Origin of the sequence: Antarcticimicrobium sediminis (genome assembly GCF_004348975.1) — a bacterium.
Classification (GTDB): domain Bacteria; phylum Pseudomonadota; class Alphaproteobacteria; order Rhodobacterales; family Rhodobacteraceae; genus Antarcticimicrobium; species Antarcticimicrobium sediminis.
Genome location: NZ_SMFP01000004.1, coordinates 213,115 through 227,444 on the forward strand (window position 1 = coordinate 213,115; position 14,330 = coordinate 227,444).

Here is a 14,330-nt window from a genome sequence, read left to right on the forward strand (position 1 = left end):
GGCCGGGCCATGTGCTCGGCCTTTTTCAGTTGTCGGTCTGCTCGTCGAGCAGATCGCGCGGGACGGTGAACGCGACCAGTTCGCCACCACGCCACGCGATCTTGTCCCAACTGTCGATGTCAAAGTGGGCGACCAGCGTGGCGCCGGTGGGATAGATGTCGAATTTCGGATGATCGGGGGCGGCGGCGAGGATCTCGGCGGCGAACAGGGCGATGCCCGGGTTGTGACCCAGCAGCAGCACGGTTTCGCCACTGGCCTCGCTCAGCACCCGCAGGATGCGGTTGGCATCCACCAGATAGAGATCGTCGGTCACCTCAGCTGCGGTGTCAAAGCCCATCCGCTCATAGGTTTCGCGGGTCCGCCGGGCCGAGGAGCAGAGCACCTGATCTGGGGTCAGCCCCTTGTCGCGCAGCCATTCGCCAAGGGCCCGGGCAGAGCGGCGACCTCGCGCGTTCAGCGGGCGATCCTGATCCAACATGCCGACGGTGTCCCAGCTCGATTTGGTGTGACGGGTCAAAATCAGGGTTCGGGTCATGGGTGGAACGACCTCATGTGAAGCGCGGATTGAGCCGGTTGTCGCCCGGCACCACGGCTGACAGGACAGGCGCGGCGGACCGCGCATCCTTGCATCATACAGGATTTTCCGCCCGGGCTGTCGAGAAAATCGTGGCACCGGGGTACGTCATAGGGGGCCGACGCCTTGAGCGCGCCAACCGGGCAGGCGGTGAGACAGGGCCGGTCGGCACAGCGCGCGCAGGGGGAGGGCGCAACGGCCGCGGGCAGCGCCAGAGGGGCCGCGATATGCAGCGCCCCGCGATAGGAGATCATCAGCCCCACCTCGTCATGGACAAGCATCCCTGTGGGGCTGGAAAACGCGCGGCCGGATTTCAGCGCCCAGTCGATGAAAGGCGCATAGGGCGGGCCGCCGAACGGGAAATACGCGGTGGCGTCATGGTCCGGCGCCAGCCCGCCGATCACCCTGGCTGACCAGCGATCCACCAGGTCGCGGCCCCCGTCCTGTGCCTCGGGCGATGTGGTGAAGGCGGGCCAGAACCCCGCCCCGGCCCCCAACAGGATCAGGCTGCCCCCGGTGAGACCCTTGGCCCCAGTGGCCGCCACATCCAGCGCGCCCATGACGATCAGCCCCTTGGCCTTGGCGGCGCGGCAGAGGCGGTCATAGGTCATGGGTGGGGAAGGTGATGGGGCGCAATCATGGCGGGTCGCTCCGGGGTCTAGTCGGCGCGGATCAGCGAGCCCGCACCATGTTCGGTAAACAGCTCAAGCAGCACCGCGTTGGGGGCACGGCCATCCAGAATCACCACCGCCCGTACGCCGCCGTCGATGGCGGTCAGCGCGGTTTCGGTTTTGGGGATCATGCCACCCGCAATCACGCCCGCGCGGATCATCTCGCGAATTTGCTCGGCTTTCATCTCGGTCAGAACGGAGCCCTCGGCGTTCTTGACGCCGGAGACATCGGTCAGCAGCAGCAGGCGATCGGCCTTGAGCGCGGCGGCAATGGCCCCGGCAGCGGTGTCGCCGTTGACGTTATAGGTTTCGCCATTGCGACCGGCACCGATTGGCGCGATCACCGGAATGATCTCATGCGCGAAAAGGTCGGTGAGCAGGGCCGGGTTCATCTCGGCCGGGGTGCCGACAAAGCCCAGGGCCGGGTCGGTCTGGTCACAGATCATCAGGTTGGCGTCCTTGCCGGACAGCCCGACGGCGGTGCCGCCCTGCCGGTTGACGGCCTGAACGATCCGCTTGTTGACGAGGCCAGAGAGCACCATCTCGACCACCTCGACGGTGGCTTTGTCGGTCACGCGCTTGCCGTCGACGAATTCGGATTGAACGCCCAGCTTGCCCAGCATGGCGTTGATCATGGGCCCGCCACCATGCACGATCACCGGGTTCACACCGACCTGACGCATCAGCACCACGTCGCGGGCGAAACTGTCCATCGCCTCGTCGCTGCCCATGGCGTGACCGCCCAGCTTGATCACAACGATCGCGTTATCATAACGCTGCAGATACGGCAGCGCATTCGACAGGGTTTCAGCGGTGGCGATCCAGTTGCGATTCATGTCCTGTGTCTTCATCGGAAACTCCGTTGCGGGCGAAATCTCATGAAACGCGGGCGCAGCGCAAGTTATTCCTGCATCAATCCGTAGATGATGGCGCGCAGGGTGGCGATCCCGTCACCCTTTTCGCTCGAGGTGACGACAATCTCGGGATAGGCGGCGGGGTGTTTGGTCAGCACGCCGCGTACCTGCTCCACCACCTTGTCGAGGTCTGCCGCCTTGATCTTGTCGGTCTTGGTCAGCACGCATTGGAAGGTCACCGCGCTGCTGTCGAGCCGGGTCATGATCTCTTCGTCCACGGGTTTTGCCCCGTGACGCGCGTCGATCAGCACAAAGGCGCGGCGCAGGGTCTGGCGCCCCGACAGGTATTGTTTCAGCAAGCGTTGCCATTTTTCCACCACCGGCAGTGGCGCATTGGCATAGCCATAGCCGGGCAGGTCCACGAGATAGAGGTCGGGGCCTTGGGTGAAAAAGTTAATTTCCTGCGTCCGGCCCGGCGTGTTGGAGGCGCGCGCCAGCCCCTTGGTGCCGGTCAGCGCGTTGATCAGGCTTGATTTGCCCACGTTCGAGCGGCCGGAAAAACAGATCTCGATCCGGTCGGCGGGGGGCAGGCCGGACATCGCGACCACGCCCTTGACGAAAAGCGATTCGCGGGCAAACAGCAGCCGACCGGCTTCTGCCGCCTGCGGATCGGGCTCTTCAGCTAGGGGAAAGCGCATCTGCATCAGTTCAATACCTCGATTTCGTCGCCTTGCGCCAGCGGTCCGCCCCGGATCACGCGGGCGTAGACGCCGCAATCCTGATGGCCGAACCCGTCGTTCAGGGCCTTTAGCGTATCAGCGTCGCGCACCCCGGTCTCGGGGTTTGCTGTGGTTGCCATGCAGCGGCGGATCGGCTCCACCACTTCGATTTCGACCGCGCCGAGGCGCAGGCGTTTTCCGGGCCATGACATTTCGGCCCAAGGGGCAAAGCCGTCAAACAGGATGTTGCCGCGCCAACGCAGGGGCGAGATGGCATGCCCGAGCTGCGCCTCGACCGCGGCATGGCTCGCCATGTTGATCAGCGAGATCGAGGGGTAGTCGCTGTCGGTCATCGCCACGTCGGGCGCGCGCACCAGACGGGCGGGGAGGGCCCGGTCGGGGTTCGACAGCGGACGCGCCCAGTCGATAAAGCGTAGCGCATCTGCCGGATCGTCCGGGTCGATGCTCAACGCGGGGCGGTCGGGGTGGGTCAGGGTCAGCCGACCGTCGGCCTCATCCGTTTGCGTCTGTATGGCCTGCAGCGCGGCGGATTGGGCGCAGCGGGTAAATTCGCGGCACGGCTGCCAGCCGGGCAGCTCCGGGTCGAACCGCGACTGGTCATGTGCCACGGCCCAACGCCGATCCCAAGGCAGGGCGGCACCCTCGGTCAGGGTCACCTGTTCCACCCGTTCGCGCCCATGGCTTTTGATCGGGTGGCGCCAGATTTCCCTGACCTGGGCGATCACTTTTTGTCCCCTTTGGCGCCGCGCTGGAAGGTTTCCTTGATGTTGCCGAACACGTCAGGTTTGTACCCTTGGCTGCGCATGATTAGGTATTGCTGGGTAAAGGTGATGGTGTTGTTGGTGATCCAGTAGACCACCAGCCCGCTGGCAAAGCGGCCCAGCATGAACATGAACACCCAAGGCATCCACGCAAAGATCATCTTTTGCGTCGCATCGGTGGGGGCCGGGTTCAGCTTTTGTTGCAGGAACATCGAGATCCCCAGCAGCAGCGGCAGGATGCCGATCATCACCGTGGCCATCATCGTTCCCGGCTCGGGTGAGCCCCAAGGCGCGAGGCCGAAGAAGTTCATGATCGAGGTGGGATCCGGCGCACTGAGATCCTGGAACGGGCCGAACCAGGCGGTCTGGCGCAATTCGATGGTGACAAAGATCACCTTGTAGAGCGAGAAGAAGATCGGGATCTGCAACAGGATCGGCAGACAGCCGGCGGCCGGGTTCACCTTTTCCTTCTTATACAGCTCCATCATGCCTTGCTGAACCTTGGCGCGGTCATCGCCCGCGGCTTCCTTCAGCTTCTCCATCTGCGGCTGCAGTTCCTTCATCTTGGCCATCGAGACGTAGGATTTGAAGGCCAGCGGGAACAAGATCGCCTTGAGGATCAGGGTCAGCGCGATGATCGACCAGCCCATGTTGCCGATCAGGTTGTGAATGTTGTGCAGCAGCCAGAAGATCGGCTTGGTCAGGAAAAAGAACCAACCCCAGTCGATGCTGTCGATAAAGCCCTTGATGCCGGCTTTTTCATACGCGCGGATGGTTTCCCATTCCTTGGCCCCGGCGAACAGCTGGGTGGTGACGCTGGCCGATTGCCCGTTGGTCAGGGTCTCGGTCGGCAGCACGGTCTCGGTCTGGTAGATGTCGCGCCGCTCGTCGTATTTCGCGGCCTGTTTGAAGGCGCTGCCGGGGGCGGGGATCAGGGTCGACATCCAGTAGTGGTCGGTGAAACCGATCCAGCCGTCTGTCTCGACCTGACGGACATCGGCACGGGCGCCTTCGCGCTCCTTATAGTCGAAATCCGGCATCTTTTTATAGTCGGTTTCGGTCAGCTCGCCATCGGCCATGGCGACGACGCCTTCATGCAGGATGAAGAATTTCTTGCGATCAGCTGGTTCGCCGTGGCGGGCCAGCACCCCATAGGGGGCAAGGCCGACGGTGCCGCCGCTGCTGTTCTCGACCGATTGGGTGACCGTGAACATGTAATTCTTGTCGACGGCGATCTCGCGGCTAAAGGTCAGCCCCTTGCCGTTGTCCCATGCGAGCGTGACCGGCGTATCAACGCCGAGGGTGTTGCCCGCAGCGACGCGCCATTCGGTATTCGCGCCCGGCACATCGTCCAGCGACAGACCCGCACCCGGGGCCCAGCCGTAGAGCGCGTAATAGGCGCCGGTGTCGCCCACCGGCTTGAGCATCTTGACGACCGGCGATCCCGGCTCTGTCGTTTCATGGTAGTCTTTCAGCGACAGGTCGTCGATGCGCCCGCCCAACAGCGAGATGCTGCCTGAAAGGCGCGGCGTGTCGATCGAGACGCGGGGGGCGTCGGCGACGACCTCCTCTACCGCGGTGCCCTGACCGGTGCCAGCTGTGGCCGGGCCGGCATCGGCGCTGGGGGCCGCAGGCGCGGTCTGGCTGGCCTGCTCGGCTGGCAGAGCGCCTGGCGCTTCCGGTTCTGGGGGCGGGAACATGAAGAACCACCCCAAGATCACGAGGAAGCTGAGCGCCGTTGCGAGGATGAGGTTCTTGTTCTGATCGTCCATCGGGGACTGCCACCTTGTGCTGTCAAAGACTGGGTGGGTTCAACAGAGTGCAGCCCCAAAGGTCAAGCGGATTCCGGGTTGGCCGCTCCTGCTGGGGCTTCGCTGCGTCCTGCAAGGCCCGTTGTGGCGGTTCACAGCGCCCGTCAACCGATTTTGCCACCGATTCGCGGCGCGTCCTGCAATTTCGCGCGATGCGTTGCGATCCAGTCCAATGTGCGGTCAAAAGGCATCGGCCGCCCGATGCCAAAGCCCTGCACATGGTCGCAGCCCAGCTGCGCCAGCAACGCGTGTTCGCCCACGGTTTCGACCCCTTCGGCAAGCGTCTCTAGCTCCAGTCGTTCGGCCATGGTCAGGATCGCCCCGATCAATTTCTGTTGTTCGGGGTCGCGATCGGCTTTCATCACGAAGGAGCGGTCGATCTTGATCCGTGACACATCGAAGCGCTGAATCGAGGCCAGCGAGGCATGGCCGGTGCCGAAATCATCCAGATCGATGCGGCAGCCCAGCTTGGCCAGCCCCGAGATATTGCGCGCGATGGTGTCATCGGGGTCGGTGCTCATCACCGATTCCAGAATCTCGACGGCCAGCCTGTCGGGGGTCAGATCAAAGCGGTCAAGCTCCCACCGGATGTGGTCGACCAAGCCGGGATCGCGCAACTCGTCGGTGGAGAAGTTCACGCCCACCTGCGGCACCTCGGCCCCGGCGCTGTCCCAGGCCTTGAGCGCGGTCAGCGCGTTATAGAGGATGACTTCACCCAACCGTTTCATCAGCCCGGCCTCCTCCAGCGCGGGCAGAAACTGATCCGTGGGCAGCATGCCGTGCACCGGGTGGGTCCAGCGCGCCAAGGCTTCAAAGCCGGTGATCTTGCCGGTGTCGGTGGAAATCTGCGGCTGGTACCAAGGCTGGATCTGGCCGTTCTCCAAGGCGGCGGCAACTCCGTCCCGCAGGTCGTGGCGGGCGCGGCTTTTCCGCCCGGTTTCAGCGCTGTAGACGCGGATGCCCGAGGGGCCGTTGGCCTGTGCCTCGCTCAGCGCGGCGCTGGCGGCACCGATCCAGGACGCCGCATCCGGGCCCGGGGCCCGCCCGCGCAGGCAAAGCCCGACCGAGCAGGACATATAGATCGTACTGGCATCCAGCGCGACCGGATCTTCGACCGCGCTTTGCATCCGACCGGCGAGTTGAATGCACAGTTCAAGGTCAAGCTGGCGCACTGGTGTCAGGCAGATGGCGAAGCGGCTGTCGCCGATCCGGGCCACGGTGTCGGTGCCACGCAGGGCGGCGCAGATCCGCTCGCCGGTTTGCGCAGCCACCTGATCGGCGGCGGCCTGACCGTGCCGCTCTTCAAGGTCGCGATAATCGTCCAGTTCGAGCATGAAGCAGGCCGATCGAAGGCCGGGCCGCTCGGTTTCTTCAAAGGTGTGCTCCAGCGCCGCATCGAACCCGTCGCGCAACAGCAGCCCGGTGACCCCGTCGCGTTGCGCCAAGGTCCGCCGCGTCCGTTCGTTGAACGCCCCGGATAGGGCAAAGAACAGCGGCAGGCCGAGTGAGGTGAAAACAAGCGCCGCCTCGCCCCACAGCCAGAAAGCGCCAAGTGTGAGCGCCGGCAGAAACGCCAGAACCGGAGGGCCCATGAGAATGGGGAGGACGGTCTGGCGCAGCCGGGCCAGAAGGCTGGAGGGCGGCAGGGACATTGGGGAGGGGCCTTTTACCGTTTGCGTTGCATAAGGCAAGGGTAACGCAAAGGGTCTGACCCATATGTTAACGCAGGACGGGAATCTTTTCGCCGTCTTCTCCCTGACGCGTTGCGTCGGGCTGGGATTCGGTGGCGCGCATCAGGCCGGCGAAATCGAACAGCTTGGGGTCAAGCATGTGCGACGGGCGGATATTCATCAGCGCCCTGAACATCACTTGACGACGGCCCGGTGCATTCTTTTCCCACTGGTCGAGGATCGCCTTGACCTGCTGGCGTTGCAACCCGTCCTGGCTGCCGCAGAGGTCGCAAGGGATGATCGGATAGTTCATCGCGCGGGCGAACTTTTCGCAATCGGCCTCGGCCACATGCGCCAGCGGGCGATAGAGGAAAAGGTCGCCCTCTTCGTTGACCAGCTTCGGCGGCATGGTAGCCAGCCGTCCACCGTGAAACAGGTTCATGAAAAAGGTTTCAAGAATATCGTCGCGATGATGGCCCAGAACCACGGCCGAGCAGCCCTCTTCCCGCGCGATCCGGTACAGATTCCCGCGCCTGAGACGGGAGCAGAGCGCGCAATAGGTGCGCCCGGCGGGCACCTTGTCCATCACGATGGAATAGGTGTCCTGATATTCGATTCGATGTGGCACCTGCATCCGCTCCAGAAACTCGGGCAGCACCGTGGCGGGAAAGCCGGGCTGGCCCTGATCAAGGTTGCAGGCCAGCAAATCGACTGGCAGAAGCCCGCGCCATTTCAGCTCGTGCAGGACCGCGAGCAGGGTATAGCTGTCCTTGCCGCCGGACAGGCAGACCAGCCATTTCGGCCGTTGCGCCCCGGGTTCGATCATGCCGTATTGCTCGACCGCCTCACGGGTGGCGCGGACGATGCGTTTGCGCAGCTTCTTGAACTCCGTCGAGGAGGGCGCGCCGTGAAACAGCGGGTGAATATCGTCGGGTTCATCGAACATGGGATGGCTTTAGTGGAGTTCGAAGGTTCGGACAAGCGCCGGGCGTTGCGGTCGCGACCGGGTGGGTGCGCTAGTGGCCGTCGCCCGCTTTTCCAGTGCTGGGCTTGCCCTTGGGGTCCGGCACCGGGTCATAGCCGTCGCTGCCGAACGGGTGGCAGCGGCCGATGCGGCGCAGCGCCAGCCAGCTGCCCTTGATCGCGCCGTGTTTTTCCAGCGCCTCAAGCGCATAGGCGCTGCAGGTGGGCTGATAGCGGCAGTTGTGCCCGACCCAGGGCGAAAAGATCAGCCGGTAGGCACGGACCGGAAGGGCGGCAAGGTGGGCGAGGGGGGTCATGGCTGGGGCTTCTTGCGGGGGGCGTGGAGTTTCGACACCGCATATCTAAGATCGCCCAGCAGCGTCTCAAAGGGGGCTGCGGCGGTTGTGTCGCGGCGCCCGATCAAGACGTAGTCCCAGCCGTCATGGCCCAGCTCTGGCAGAATCGCGCGCGCGGCCTCACGCAGCCGGCGCTTGGCACGGTTGCGGGCGACGGCATTGCCGACCTTCTTCGAGCAGGTAAAGCCCACGCGAATACCGCTGGCCGCATCCTCCGGGGGTCGGCGACGCGCCTGCACCACCATGGTGGCTGTGGCCTGTCTCCGGGCGCGGGATGCGGCAAGAAATTCCGCCCGCTTGCGCAGGATCGGAAGCGTAGAGCGCTTCGCGCCCTTCGGACACGACGAAACCGCCGGGGGCGTTGTCCCCGTGTTGGTCTCGGGGGCCTCCGGCGGTATCGTCGTCATAGGAACCTGACTGAGGCGTTACGCGCTCAGCGATTTGCGGCCGCGAGCGCGGCGTGCGTTCAGGATTTTGCGACCGGCCTTGGTGGCCATGCGGGCGCGGAAGCCATGGCGCCGCTTGCGGACCAGGTTCGAGGGTTGAAAGGTGCGTTTCATCGCTCCGTCTCCAGTATAGCACTTCGGGTGCAGCGCGGATTCGCCGCCCGGTCATGTTCAGAGCCCGTCCTTTACGGGCAGTAGCCGGGTAAGTCAAACCCCACAGACCGGGTTTCGCACCGAGTCCTGCAACAATTTGCGCGACATCGACCGCGGGAATGTTTCAAACCCGGGCCGGATTGCGGGATTTGTCACGAATTCCCCCAGACCCATCACCCCCGCGTGAGGCCCCTGTTTCTTTTCGGGTGCGCGGCGCACTTTGGGGGCAGGCAACATGAAAAGGCGGCAAGATGACGGAGACGCAACAGATGATGACCCCTCGCGCACGCAGGTGGCTACGCCATATCCCACTGGTCGTGATTCTATTGGGGGCGGCATTCGGTGCGCTGACACTGGGCGATGATCTGAGTTTCGACACGCTGCGCGACAACCGCGAGGGGCTGATCGCCTTTCGCGATGGCAATTTCGTCGGGCTCGCGCTGAGCTTTGTCGCCATCTATGTGCTGATCGTGGCGTTTTCACTGCCCGGAGCGGCGGTGGCCTCGGTTACGGGCGGGTTCCTGTTCGGTCTGGGGCTGGGCACAGTGTTCAACGTGATGGCCGCGTCGATCGGTGCGGCGGTGATCTTTCTTGTGGCGCGCTGGGGCGCCGGGGCGGCGTTGAGCGCGCGAATCGATGCCTCCGAAGGGCGGATGCAGCGATTGCGCGCCGGGCTGCGGGAACATGAAATCAGCGTTCTGTTGCTGTTGCGGCTGGTGCCGGCGGTGCCGTTCTTTGTCGCCAACCTGCTGCCGGCGCTGGTCGGTGTGCGGTTCTGGAATTTCCTGTGGACCACGGTGCTGGGGATCATACCCGGTGCGCTGGTCTTTACCTGGATCGGGGTTGGGTTGGGCGAGGTGTTCGCCCGAGGCGAAAGCCCGGATCTGTCGCTGATCTGGGAGCCCTATATCATGGGGCCGATTCTGGGCCTGTGTGCGCTGGCGGCGTTGCCGATCGTGATCAAGGCGTTGCGCGGAGGCAAAGAGGTATGAGCGATATGAAACGGATCAAAACCGACCTTCTGGTGATCGGTGCAGGCTCTGGCGGGCTTTCGGTGGCGTCGGGTGCGGCGCAGATGGGGGCCGATGTGGTGCTGCTGGAAGGGCACCGGATGGGCGGCGATTGCCTGAATTACGGCTGTGTCCCCTCAAAGGCGCTGCTGTCGGCGGGCAAGGTGGCGCATGGGCAGGCGACGGCAGAGGTCTTTGGCATCGCCAATGTGGTGCCGCAGGTGGACTATGGCGCGGTGATGGAACACGTCGCCGATGTGGTCGCACAAATCGCGCCGATGGACAGCCAGACCCGGTTCGAGGGATTCGGTGTGCGGGTGATCCGGGAATACGGGCAGTTTGTCTCGCCGCATGAGGTGCTGGCGGGCGATCATCTGATCCGGGCGCGGCGGGTGGTGATCGCCACCGGCTCGTCGCCGCTGGTTCCGCCGATTCCCGGGCTGGACGATGTGCCGTATCTGACCAACGAAACGCTGTTCGATCTGCGCGAGGCGCCCGAGCACCTGTTGATCATCGGCGGCGGGCCAATCGGGATGGAAATGGCACAGGCCCATGTGCGGTTGGGTTGCAAGGTGACGGTGATCGAAGGGGCGCGCGCGTTGGGGCGTGATGATCCCGAACTTGCGGATCTGGTCACCGGGCGGTTGCGCGACGAGGGCGTCGAGATCGCTGAAGAGGCTTTGGTGGCGCGGGTTTCCGGCCGGGCCGGTGCGATCGAGGTCGCGGCGCAGGACGGGCGGGTGTTCTCCGGCTCTCACCTGCTGGTGGCGGTGGGGCGGCGGGCCAATACCGAGCGGCTGAACCTGACAGCGGCGGGAATCGAGACCACCAAGACTGGGATTCGCGTGGACGCCGGGCTGCGCAGCAGTAACAGCCGTGTCTATGCCATTGGCGATGTGGCCGGTGGGCTGCAGTTCACCCATGTGGCAGGCTATCATGCGGGTGTCGTTATCCGCTCGGCCCTGTTTGGTCTGCCGTCGCGGGCCACGGACGCGCATATCCCGCGCGTGACCTATAGCGACCCGGAATTGGCGCAAGTGGGGCTAAGTGAGGCCGAGGCGCGCGAGATCCACGGCGACAAGCTGGAGGTCGTGCGGTTCGACTATGCCCATAATGACCGGGCGATTGCCGAGCGCAAGACCGGCGGATTCGCCAAGGTGATGGTGGTCAAGGGCCGCCCCGTGGGGGCAAGCATCGTGGGCCATCAGGCGGGCGAGTTGATCTCTCTGTGGGCGCTGGCGCTGGCCAATCGGCTGAAGATGGGGCAGGTCGCGGCGATGGTTGCACCCTATCCGAGCATCGGCGAACTTAACAAACGGGTTGCGGGGGCCTATTTCTCACCCAGACTGTTTGATAATCAGGTGGTCAAACGGGTGGTTCGGGCGGTTCAAAGGTGGCTGCCCTGACCGGGAAAGGGCTGCATGCTGAATACGCTCTCGGGGCGATTTCTGATCCTGACCACGGTCTTTGTGATGCTGGCCGAGGTGTTGATCTTTGTGCCGTCGATCGCCCGGTTTCGGGTCGATTACCTGAACGACCGGCTGGAGCGGGCGCAGATTGCGTCGATGGCGCTGTTGGCCGACGACATGCTGGGGACCGATCTGGAGGCAGAGCTGTTGCGCAATGCCCAGGTACTCAACGTCGTGCTGCGGCGCGACGAGATGCGCCAGTTGATGCTGTCCTCGCCGATCCCGGAACCGATCTCGGAAACCTATGATCTGCGCGATGCCGGGGCGATCACGCTGATCCGCGACGCCTTGAAGCGTCTTTTCACGCCGCAAAATCAGATCGTGCGGGTGATCGGGGCCCCGACCCGCGATGCCGGGCGGCTGATCGAGGTGACGATGGAAACTGCGCCGCTGCGGGTGGCGATGATCGACTATGGGCTGCGCGTGCTGCTGCTGTCGGCGGTGATCTCGGTCTTTACCGCGCTGCTGCTGTTTGTGGCGGTGCAGCGCTTTCTGGTGCGGCCGATCAAGGGCGTGGTGGGGTATATGAAACGCTATGCCGCCGCGCCCGAGGACGCGCGCGGGATCATCCAGCCCAACGCCGGGGTAAGCGAGCTGCGCGAGGCGGAAGAAGCACTGAGGACGCTCCAGATCGAGCTGACGCAGCTGTTGAAACAGCGCGAGCGGTTGGCGCAACTGGGCGAGGCGGTGGCCAAGGTCAGCCATGATCTGCGCAATATCCTGACCAGCGCGCAGTTGTTCACCGACCGGATCGAGATGAGCGAGGATCCCCGCGTGCGGCGTCTGGCGCCCAAGCTGGTCAATTCGATCACCCGCGCGGTGACCCTGTGCGAAAGCACGCTGGCCTTTGGCCGCGCCGAGGAGGCACCGCCAGCGCTGCGCATGATCGGGCTGGCCGCCATCGCCGAGGATGTGATCGAAAGCGAACGGATGGCCGTGGGCGATGGCGCGGTCGTGTTGCACAACACCGTGCCCTCTGAGCTCAAGGTGCGGGCGGACCCGGAACAGCTGTATCGTGTGCTGCTCAATCTGGTGCGCAACGCCTGTCAGGCGATCGAGGCCACCCGCCGCCCCGGCACCGTGAGCCTGAGCGCGCGCGAGGAAGATGACGATTGGTGGATTGAGATCGCCGATACCGGCCCCGGTCTGCCGGCAAAGGCGCGTGAGAACCTGTTCGCGCCGTTTCGCGGCGGGGCGCGCGCCGGGGGCGCCGGTCTGGGGCTTGCGATATCGGCCGAACTGATGCGCGGCCACGGCGGTACGCTGGAGCTGGCCCGCACCGGGCCGGAGGGCACGGTTTTCGCCATTCGCCTGCCCCGATCCATGTCGGCGCTGGAGATGTCGGCGGGCTGAACGCGATCGCGCGAAAAAGGATGAAGAAATCGCCAGAAATGGGTTGCAAACCCAAGGGGGCGAGGGTAATTCACGCCGCAGTGGACCGATAGCTCAGCTGGATAGAGTACCTGACTACGAATCAGGGGGCCGGGGGTTCGAATCCCTCTCGGTCCACCACCGCACCACCTTAGTAATATGATTTACAAGGGATTTGTGCGGTGGTGGCCTCCACCATCCTCACTTTACATACCGCGCGGCAAGGATTGCCGTTTTCAGCTGCTTAGCGCTGCGGTGCGCCTTGACGCGTTGGCAAGCGCGCGACAGCGATGCGCCGCCCCGCCCTCGTTTGGTCGGGGCGGCTGTGTCCGGGCAGGGTGGCGGGCAGGGCCTGAGTGGGGTCAGGACAGGATCTTGCGGAACCGCGACAGCACCATCGTCAGCGAGACCAGCGCCATTGCGGCGATTGCCAGCAGTTCGGGATAGACCAACGCAAGACCGCTGCCGCGATAGAGCACGGATTGCGCAAAGGACGCGAAATGGGCCGAAGGGTTGATCCACAACATCACGTAGCGCAGCCAGTCGGGCATGGACTCAAGCGGTGTCAGACCCCCTGAGAGCAGGAGAAGGATAACGATGACCGGAAGCACAAGCAGGCCGAATTGGCCCATGTTGTGGGTGAAGCTGGCCAGCATCAGCCCCAGTGAGCCGATCGCCACGACATAGATCGCCGTGCCAAAGACATAGAGCCCGAGCGATCCCGCCACCGGCACCCCCATCGCCCCCTGCACCACAAGGATCAGGCTTGCCACCGATGAGATCAGGATCACCAGCCCCATCGCCAGAATCTTGGACAGCACGATTTCATGCGGGCGCACCGGCATCACCAGAACATGTTCAATGGTGCCGTGTTCGCGTTCGCGGATCATCGAGGAGCCGGACAGGATCAGCATCAGGATCGTCACGTTGTTCATCAGCTGCATGACCGAACTGAACCACGCGGCGCGCAGATTGGGGTTGAAGCGGTTGCGAAAGACGACATCGACCAGCGAACTGTCGGCGGTTCCCGGTTGCAGATAGTCGGTGATCGCCTGCGACAGCAAATAGGTCATATAGGTCGCGCCGGTGCCGGCAAAGGCCACGGCGGTCGCATCCACCGACAGCAGCAGCGTCGTTGTATGCCCCGCGCGCAGGTCATGTTCAAAGTTCGGCGGGATGCTCACGACGATGACATAGTCGCCGTCGATCTGCGCCTGTTCCGCCGTCTCTGGCGGGATCAGCGCGGGCGGGGCGAAAAGCGGTTCCTGGATCGAATCGATCAGCCGTGCCGAAAGCGGGCTGTGATCCTCGTCCACCACGGCGACCGAGAGGTCGTTGACCTCGGTCGAGGCGGCCATCGACACCATCCAGACCGCGAGGCTGAAGATATAGACGATCAGCACGATCATCACCTTGTCACCGCGCAGGGCGCGCAATTCCTTGATGGTCAGGCGAAGGGTGTTGAGCAGGGAGCGGAGCAT

Annotated in this window: 15 protein-coding genes and 1 tRNA gene; 4 read left to right on the forward strand and 12 right to left on the reverse strand. The window is 64.1% G+C overall.

Annotated elements, in window-relative coordinates; all coding sequences use genetic code 11:
- Positions 1 to 25: 25 nt before the first annotated feature.
- The 11 genes from E1B25_RS08420 to rpmH all read right to left on the reverse strand — a co-directional run bounded on the left by E1B25_RS08420 (position 26) and on the right by rpmH (position 8,960).
- Positions 26 to 535, reverse strand: a complete 510-nt coding sequence (locus E1B25_RS08420; protein WP_132828352.1) for a SixA phosphatase family protein — start codon at positions 533 to 535, stop codon at positions 26 to 28.
- Positions 532 to 1,185, reverse strand: coding sequence for a ferredoxin (locus tag E1B25_RS08425; protein WP_132828354.1), 654 nt, complete (start codon positions 1,183 to 1,185; stop codon positions 532 to 534). Before E1B25_RS08425 ends, E1B25_RS08420 begins: the two co-directional genes overlap by 4 nt.
- Positions 1,186 to 1,232: 47 nt before the next feature.
- Positions 1,233 to 2,096: an acetylglutamate kinase gene (argB, locus tag E1B25_RS08430; protein WP_132828356.1), complete on the reverse strand. Its 864-nt coding sequence runs from the start codon at positions 2,094 to 2,096 to the stop codon at positions 1,233 to 1,235.
- A 50-nt stretch (positions 2,097 to 2,146) separates the two neighbouring features.
- On the reverse strand, positions 2,147 to 2,803 hold the full coding sequence (gene yihA / locus E1B25_RS08435) for a ribosome biogenesis GTP-binding protein YihA/YsxC (protein WP_132828358.1): 657 nt from the start codon (positions 2,801 to 2,803) through the stop codon (positions 2,147 to 2,149).
- Entirely contained in the window at positions 2,803 to 3,564 is a 762-nt protein-coding gene (locus E1B25_RS08440) for an MOSC domain-containing protein (protein ID WP_342635589.1), read from the reverse strand. The genes yihA and E1B25_RS08440 overlap by 1 nt, the downstream gene beginning before the upstream one ends.
- Entirely contained in the window at positions 3,561 to 5,372 is a 1,812-nt protein-coding gene (yidC, locus tag E1B25_RS08445) for a membrane protein insertase YidC (RefSeq protein ID WP_132828360.1), read from the reverse strand. The genes E1B25_RS08440 and yidC overlap by 4 nt, the downstream gene beginning before the upstream one ends.
- A gap of 143 nt (positions 5,373 to 5,515) precedes the next feature.
- Positions 5,516 to 7,063, reverse strand: coding sequence for a putative bifunctional diguanylate cyclase/phosphodiesterase (locus E1B25_RS08450; protein ID WP_132828362.1), 1,548 nt, complete (start codon positions 7,061 to 7,063; stop codon positions 5,516 to 5,518).
- Between the two features lie 67 nt (positions 7,064 to 7,130).
- Complete coding sequence (gene ttcA / locus E1B25_RS08455; RefSeq protein WP_132828363.1) at positions 7,131 to 8,027, reverse strand: tRNA 2-thiocytidine(32) synthetase TtcA; 897 nt, start codon at positions 8,025 to 8,027, stop codon at positions 7,131 to 7,133.
- 70 nt (positions 8,028 to 8,097) lie between these two features.
- A complete protein-coding gene (gene yidD, locus E1B25_RS08460) occupies positions 8,098 to 8,361 on the reverse strand; it encodes a membrane protein insertion efficiency factor YidD (protein WP_132828365.1) in 264 nt (87 codons plus the stop codon).
- On the reverse strand, positions 8,358 to 8,807 hold the full coding sequence (gene rnpA, locus E1B25_RS08465) for a ribonuclease P protein component (RefSeq protein WP_132828367.1): 450 nt from the start codon (positions 8,805 to 8,807) through the stop codon (positions 8,358 to 8,360). Before rnpA ends, yidD begins: the two co-directional genes overlap by 4 nt.
- A gap of 18 nt (positions 8,808 to 8,825) precedes the next feature.
- Positions 8,826 to 8,960, reverse strand: a complete 135-nt coding sequence (gene rpmH / locus E1B25_RS08470; protein WP_012177012.1) for a 50S ribosomal protein L34 — start codon at positions 8,958 to 8,960, stop codon at positions 8,826 to 8,828.
- Positions 8,961 to 9,250: 290 nt separating this feature from the next.
- Between rpmH and E1B25_RS08475 the strand changes: the two genes are divergently transcribed.
- From E1B25_RS08475 to E1B25_RS08490, 4 genes are all read left to right on the forward strand, one after another.
- Positions 9,251 to 9,991 (forward strand): TVP38/TMEM64 family protein, encoded by a 741-nt coding sequence (locus E1B25_RS08475; protein ID WP_132828368.1) that lies wholly within the window; start codon positions 9,251 to 9,253, stop codon positions 9,989 to 9,991.
- A 5-nt stretch (positions 9,992 to 9,996) separates the two neighbouring features.
- The gene (locus E1B25_RS08480; RefSeq protein WP_132828546.1) at positions 9,997 to 11,415 is read left to right on the forward strand and encodes a dihydrolipoyl dehydrogenase family protein; all 1,419 of its coding nucleotides are present in this window, start codon (positions 9,997 to 9,999) and stop codon (positions 11,413 to 11,415) included.
- Positions 11,416 to 11,430: 15 nt separating this feature from the next.
- On the forward strand, positions 11,431 to 12,831 hold the full coding sequence (locus E1B25_RS08485) for a sensor histidine kinase (protein ID WP_132828370.1): 1,401 nt from the start codon (positions 11,431 to 11,433) through the stop codon (positions 12,829 to 12,831).
- Positions 12,832 to 12,913: 82 nt separating this feature from the next.
- A tRNA-Arg gene (locus E1B25_RS08490) sits at positions 12,914 to 12,990 on the forward strand.
- A 221-nt stretch (positions 12,991 to 13,211) separates the two neighbouring features.
- Here E1B25_RS08490 and E1B25_RS08495 read toward each other — a convergent pair.
- Entirely contained in the window at positions 13,212 to 14,330 is a 1,119-nt protein-coding gene (locus E1B25_RS08495) for an ABC transporter permease (RefSeq protein WP_132828372.1), read from the reverse strand.

Excerpts from the sequence above, each read along its gene's own strand:
- E1B25_RS08420 (WP_132828352.1), bottom strand. The coding sequence starts at position 535 with ATGACCCGAACCCTGATTTTGACCCGTCACACCAAATCGAGCTGGGAC.
- E1B25_RS08425 (WP_132828354.1), bottom strand. The coding sequence starts at position 1,185 with ATGACCTATGACCGCCTCTGCCGCGCCGCCAAGGCCAAGGGGCTGATC.
- argB (WP_132828356.1), bottom strand. The coding sequence starts at position 2,096 with ATGAAGACACAGGACATGAATCGCAACTGGATCGCCACCGCTGAAACC.
- yihA (WP_132828358.1), bottom strand. The coding sequence starts at position 2,803 with ATGCAGATGCGCTTTCCCCTAGCTGAAGAGCCCGATCCGCAGGCGGCA.
- yidC (WP_132828360.1), bottom strand. The coding sequence starts at position 5,372 with ATGGACGATCAGAACAAGAACCTCATCCTCGCAACGGCGCTCAGCTTC.
- E1B25_RS08450 (WP_132828362.1), bottom strand. The coding sequence starts at position 7,063 with ATGTCCCTGCCGCCCTCCAGCCTTCTGGCCCGGCTGCGCCAGACCGTC.
- ttcA (WP_132828363.1), bottom strand. The coding sequence starts at position 8,027 with ATGTTCGATGAACCCGACGATATTCACCCGCTGTTTCACGGCGCGCCC.
- yidD (WP_132828365.1), bottom strand. The coding sequence starts at position 8,361 with ATGACCCCCCTCGCCCACCTTGCCGCCCTTCCGGTCCGTGCCTACCGG.
- rnpA (WP_132828367.1), bottom strand. The coding sequence starts at position 8,807 with ATGACGACGATACCGCCGGAGGCCCCCGAGACCAACACGGGGACAACG.
- rpmH (WP_012177012.1), bottom strand. The coding sequence starts at position 8,960 with ATGAAACGCACCTTTCAACCCTCGAACCTGGTCCGCAAGCGGCGCCAT.
- E1B25_RS08475 (WP_132828368.1), top strand. The coding sequence starts at position 9,251 with ATGACGGAGACGCAACAGATGATGACCCCTCGCGCACGCAGGTGGCTA.
- E1B25_RS08480 (WP_132828546.1), top strand. The coding sequence starts at position 9,997 with ATGAAACGGATCAAAACCGACCTTCTGGTGATCGGTGCAGGCTCTGGC.
- E1B25_RS08485 (WP_132828370.1), top strand. The coding sequence starts at position 11,431 with ATGCTGAATACGCTCTCGGGGCGATTTCTGATCCTGACCACGGTCTTT.
- E1B25_RS08495 (WP_132828372.1), bottom strand. The coding sequence starts at position 14,330 with ATGCTCCGCTCCCTGCTCAACACCCTTCGCCTGACCATCAAGGAATTG.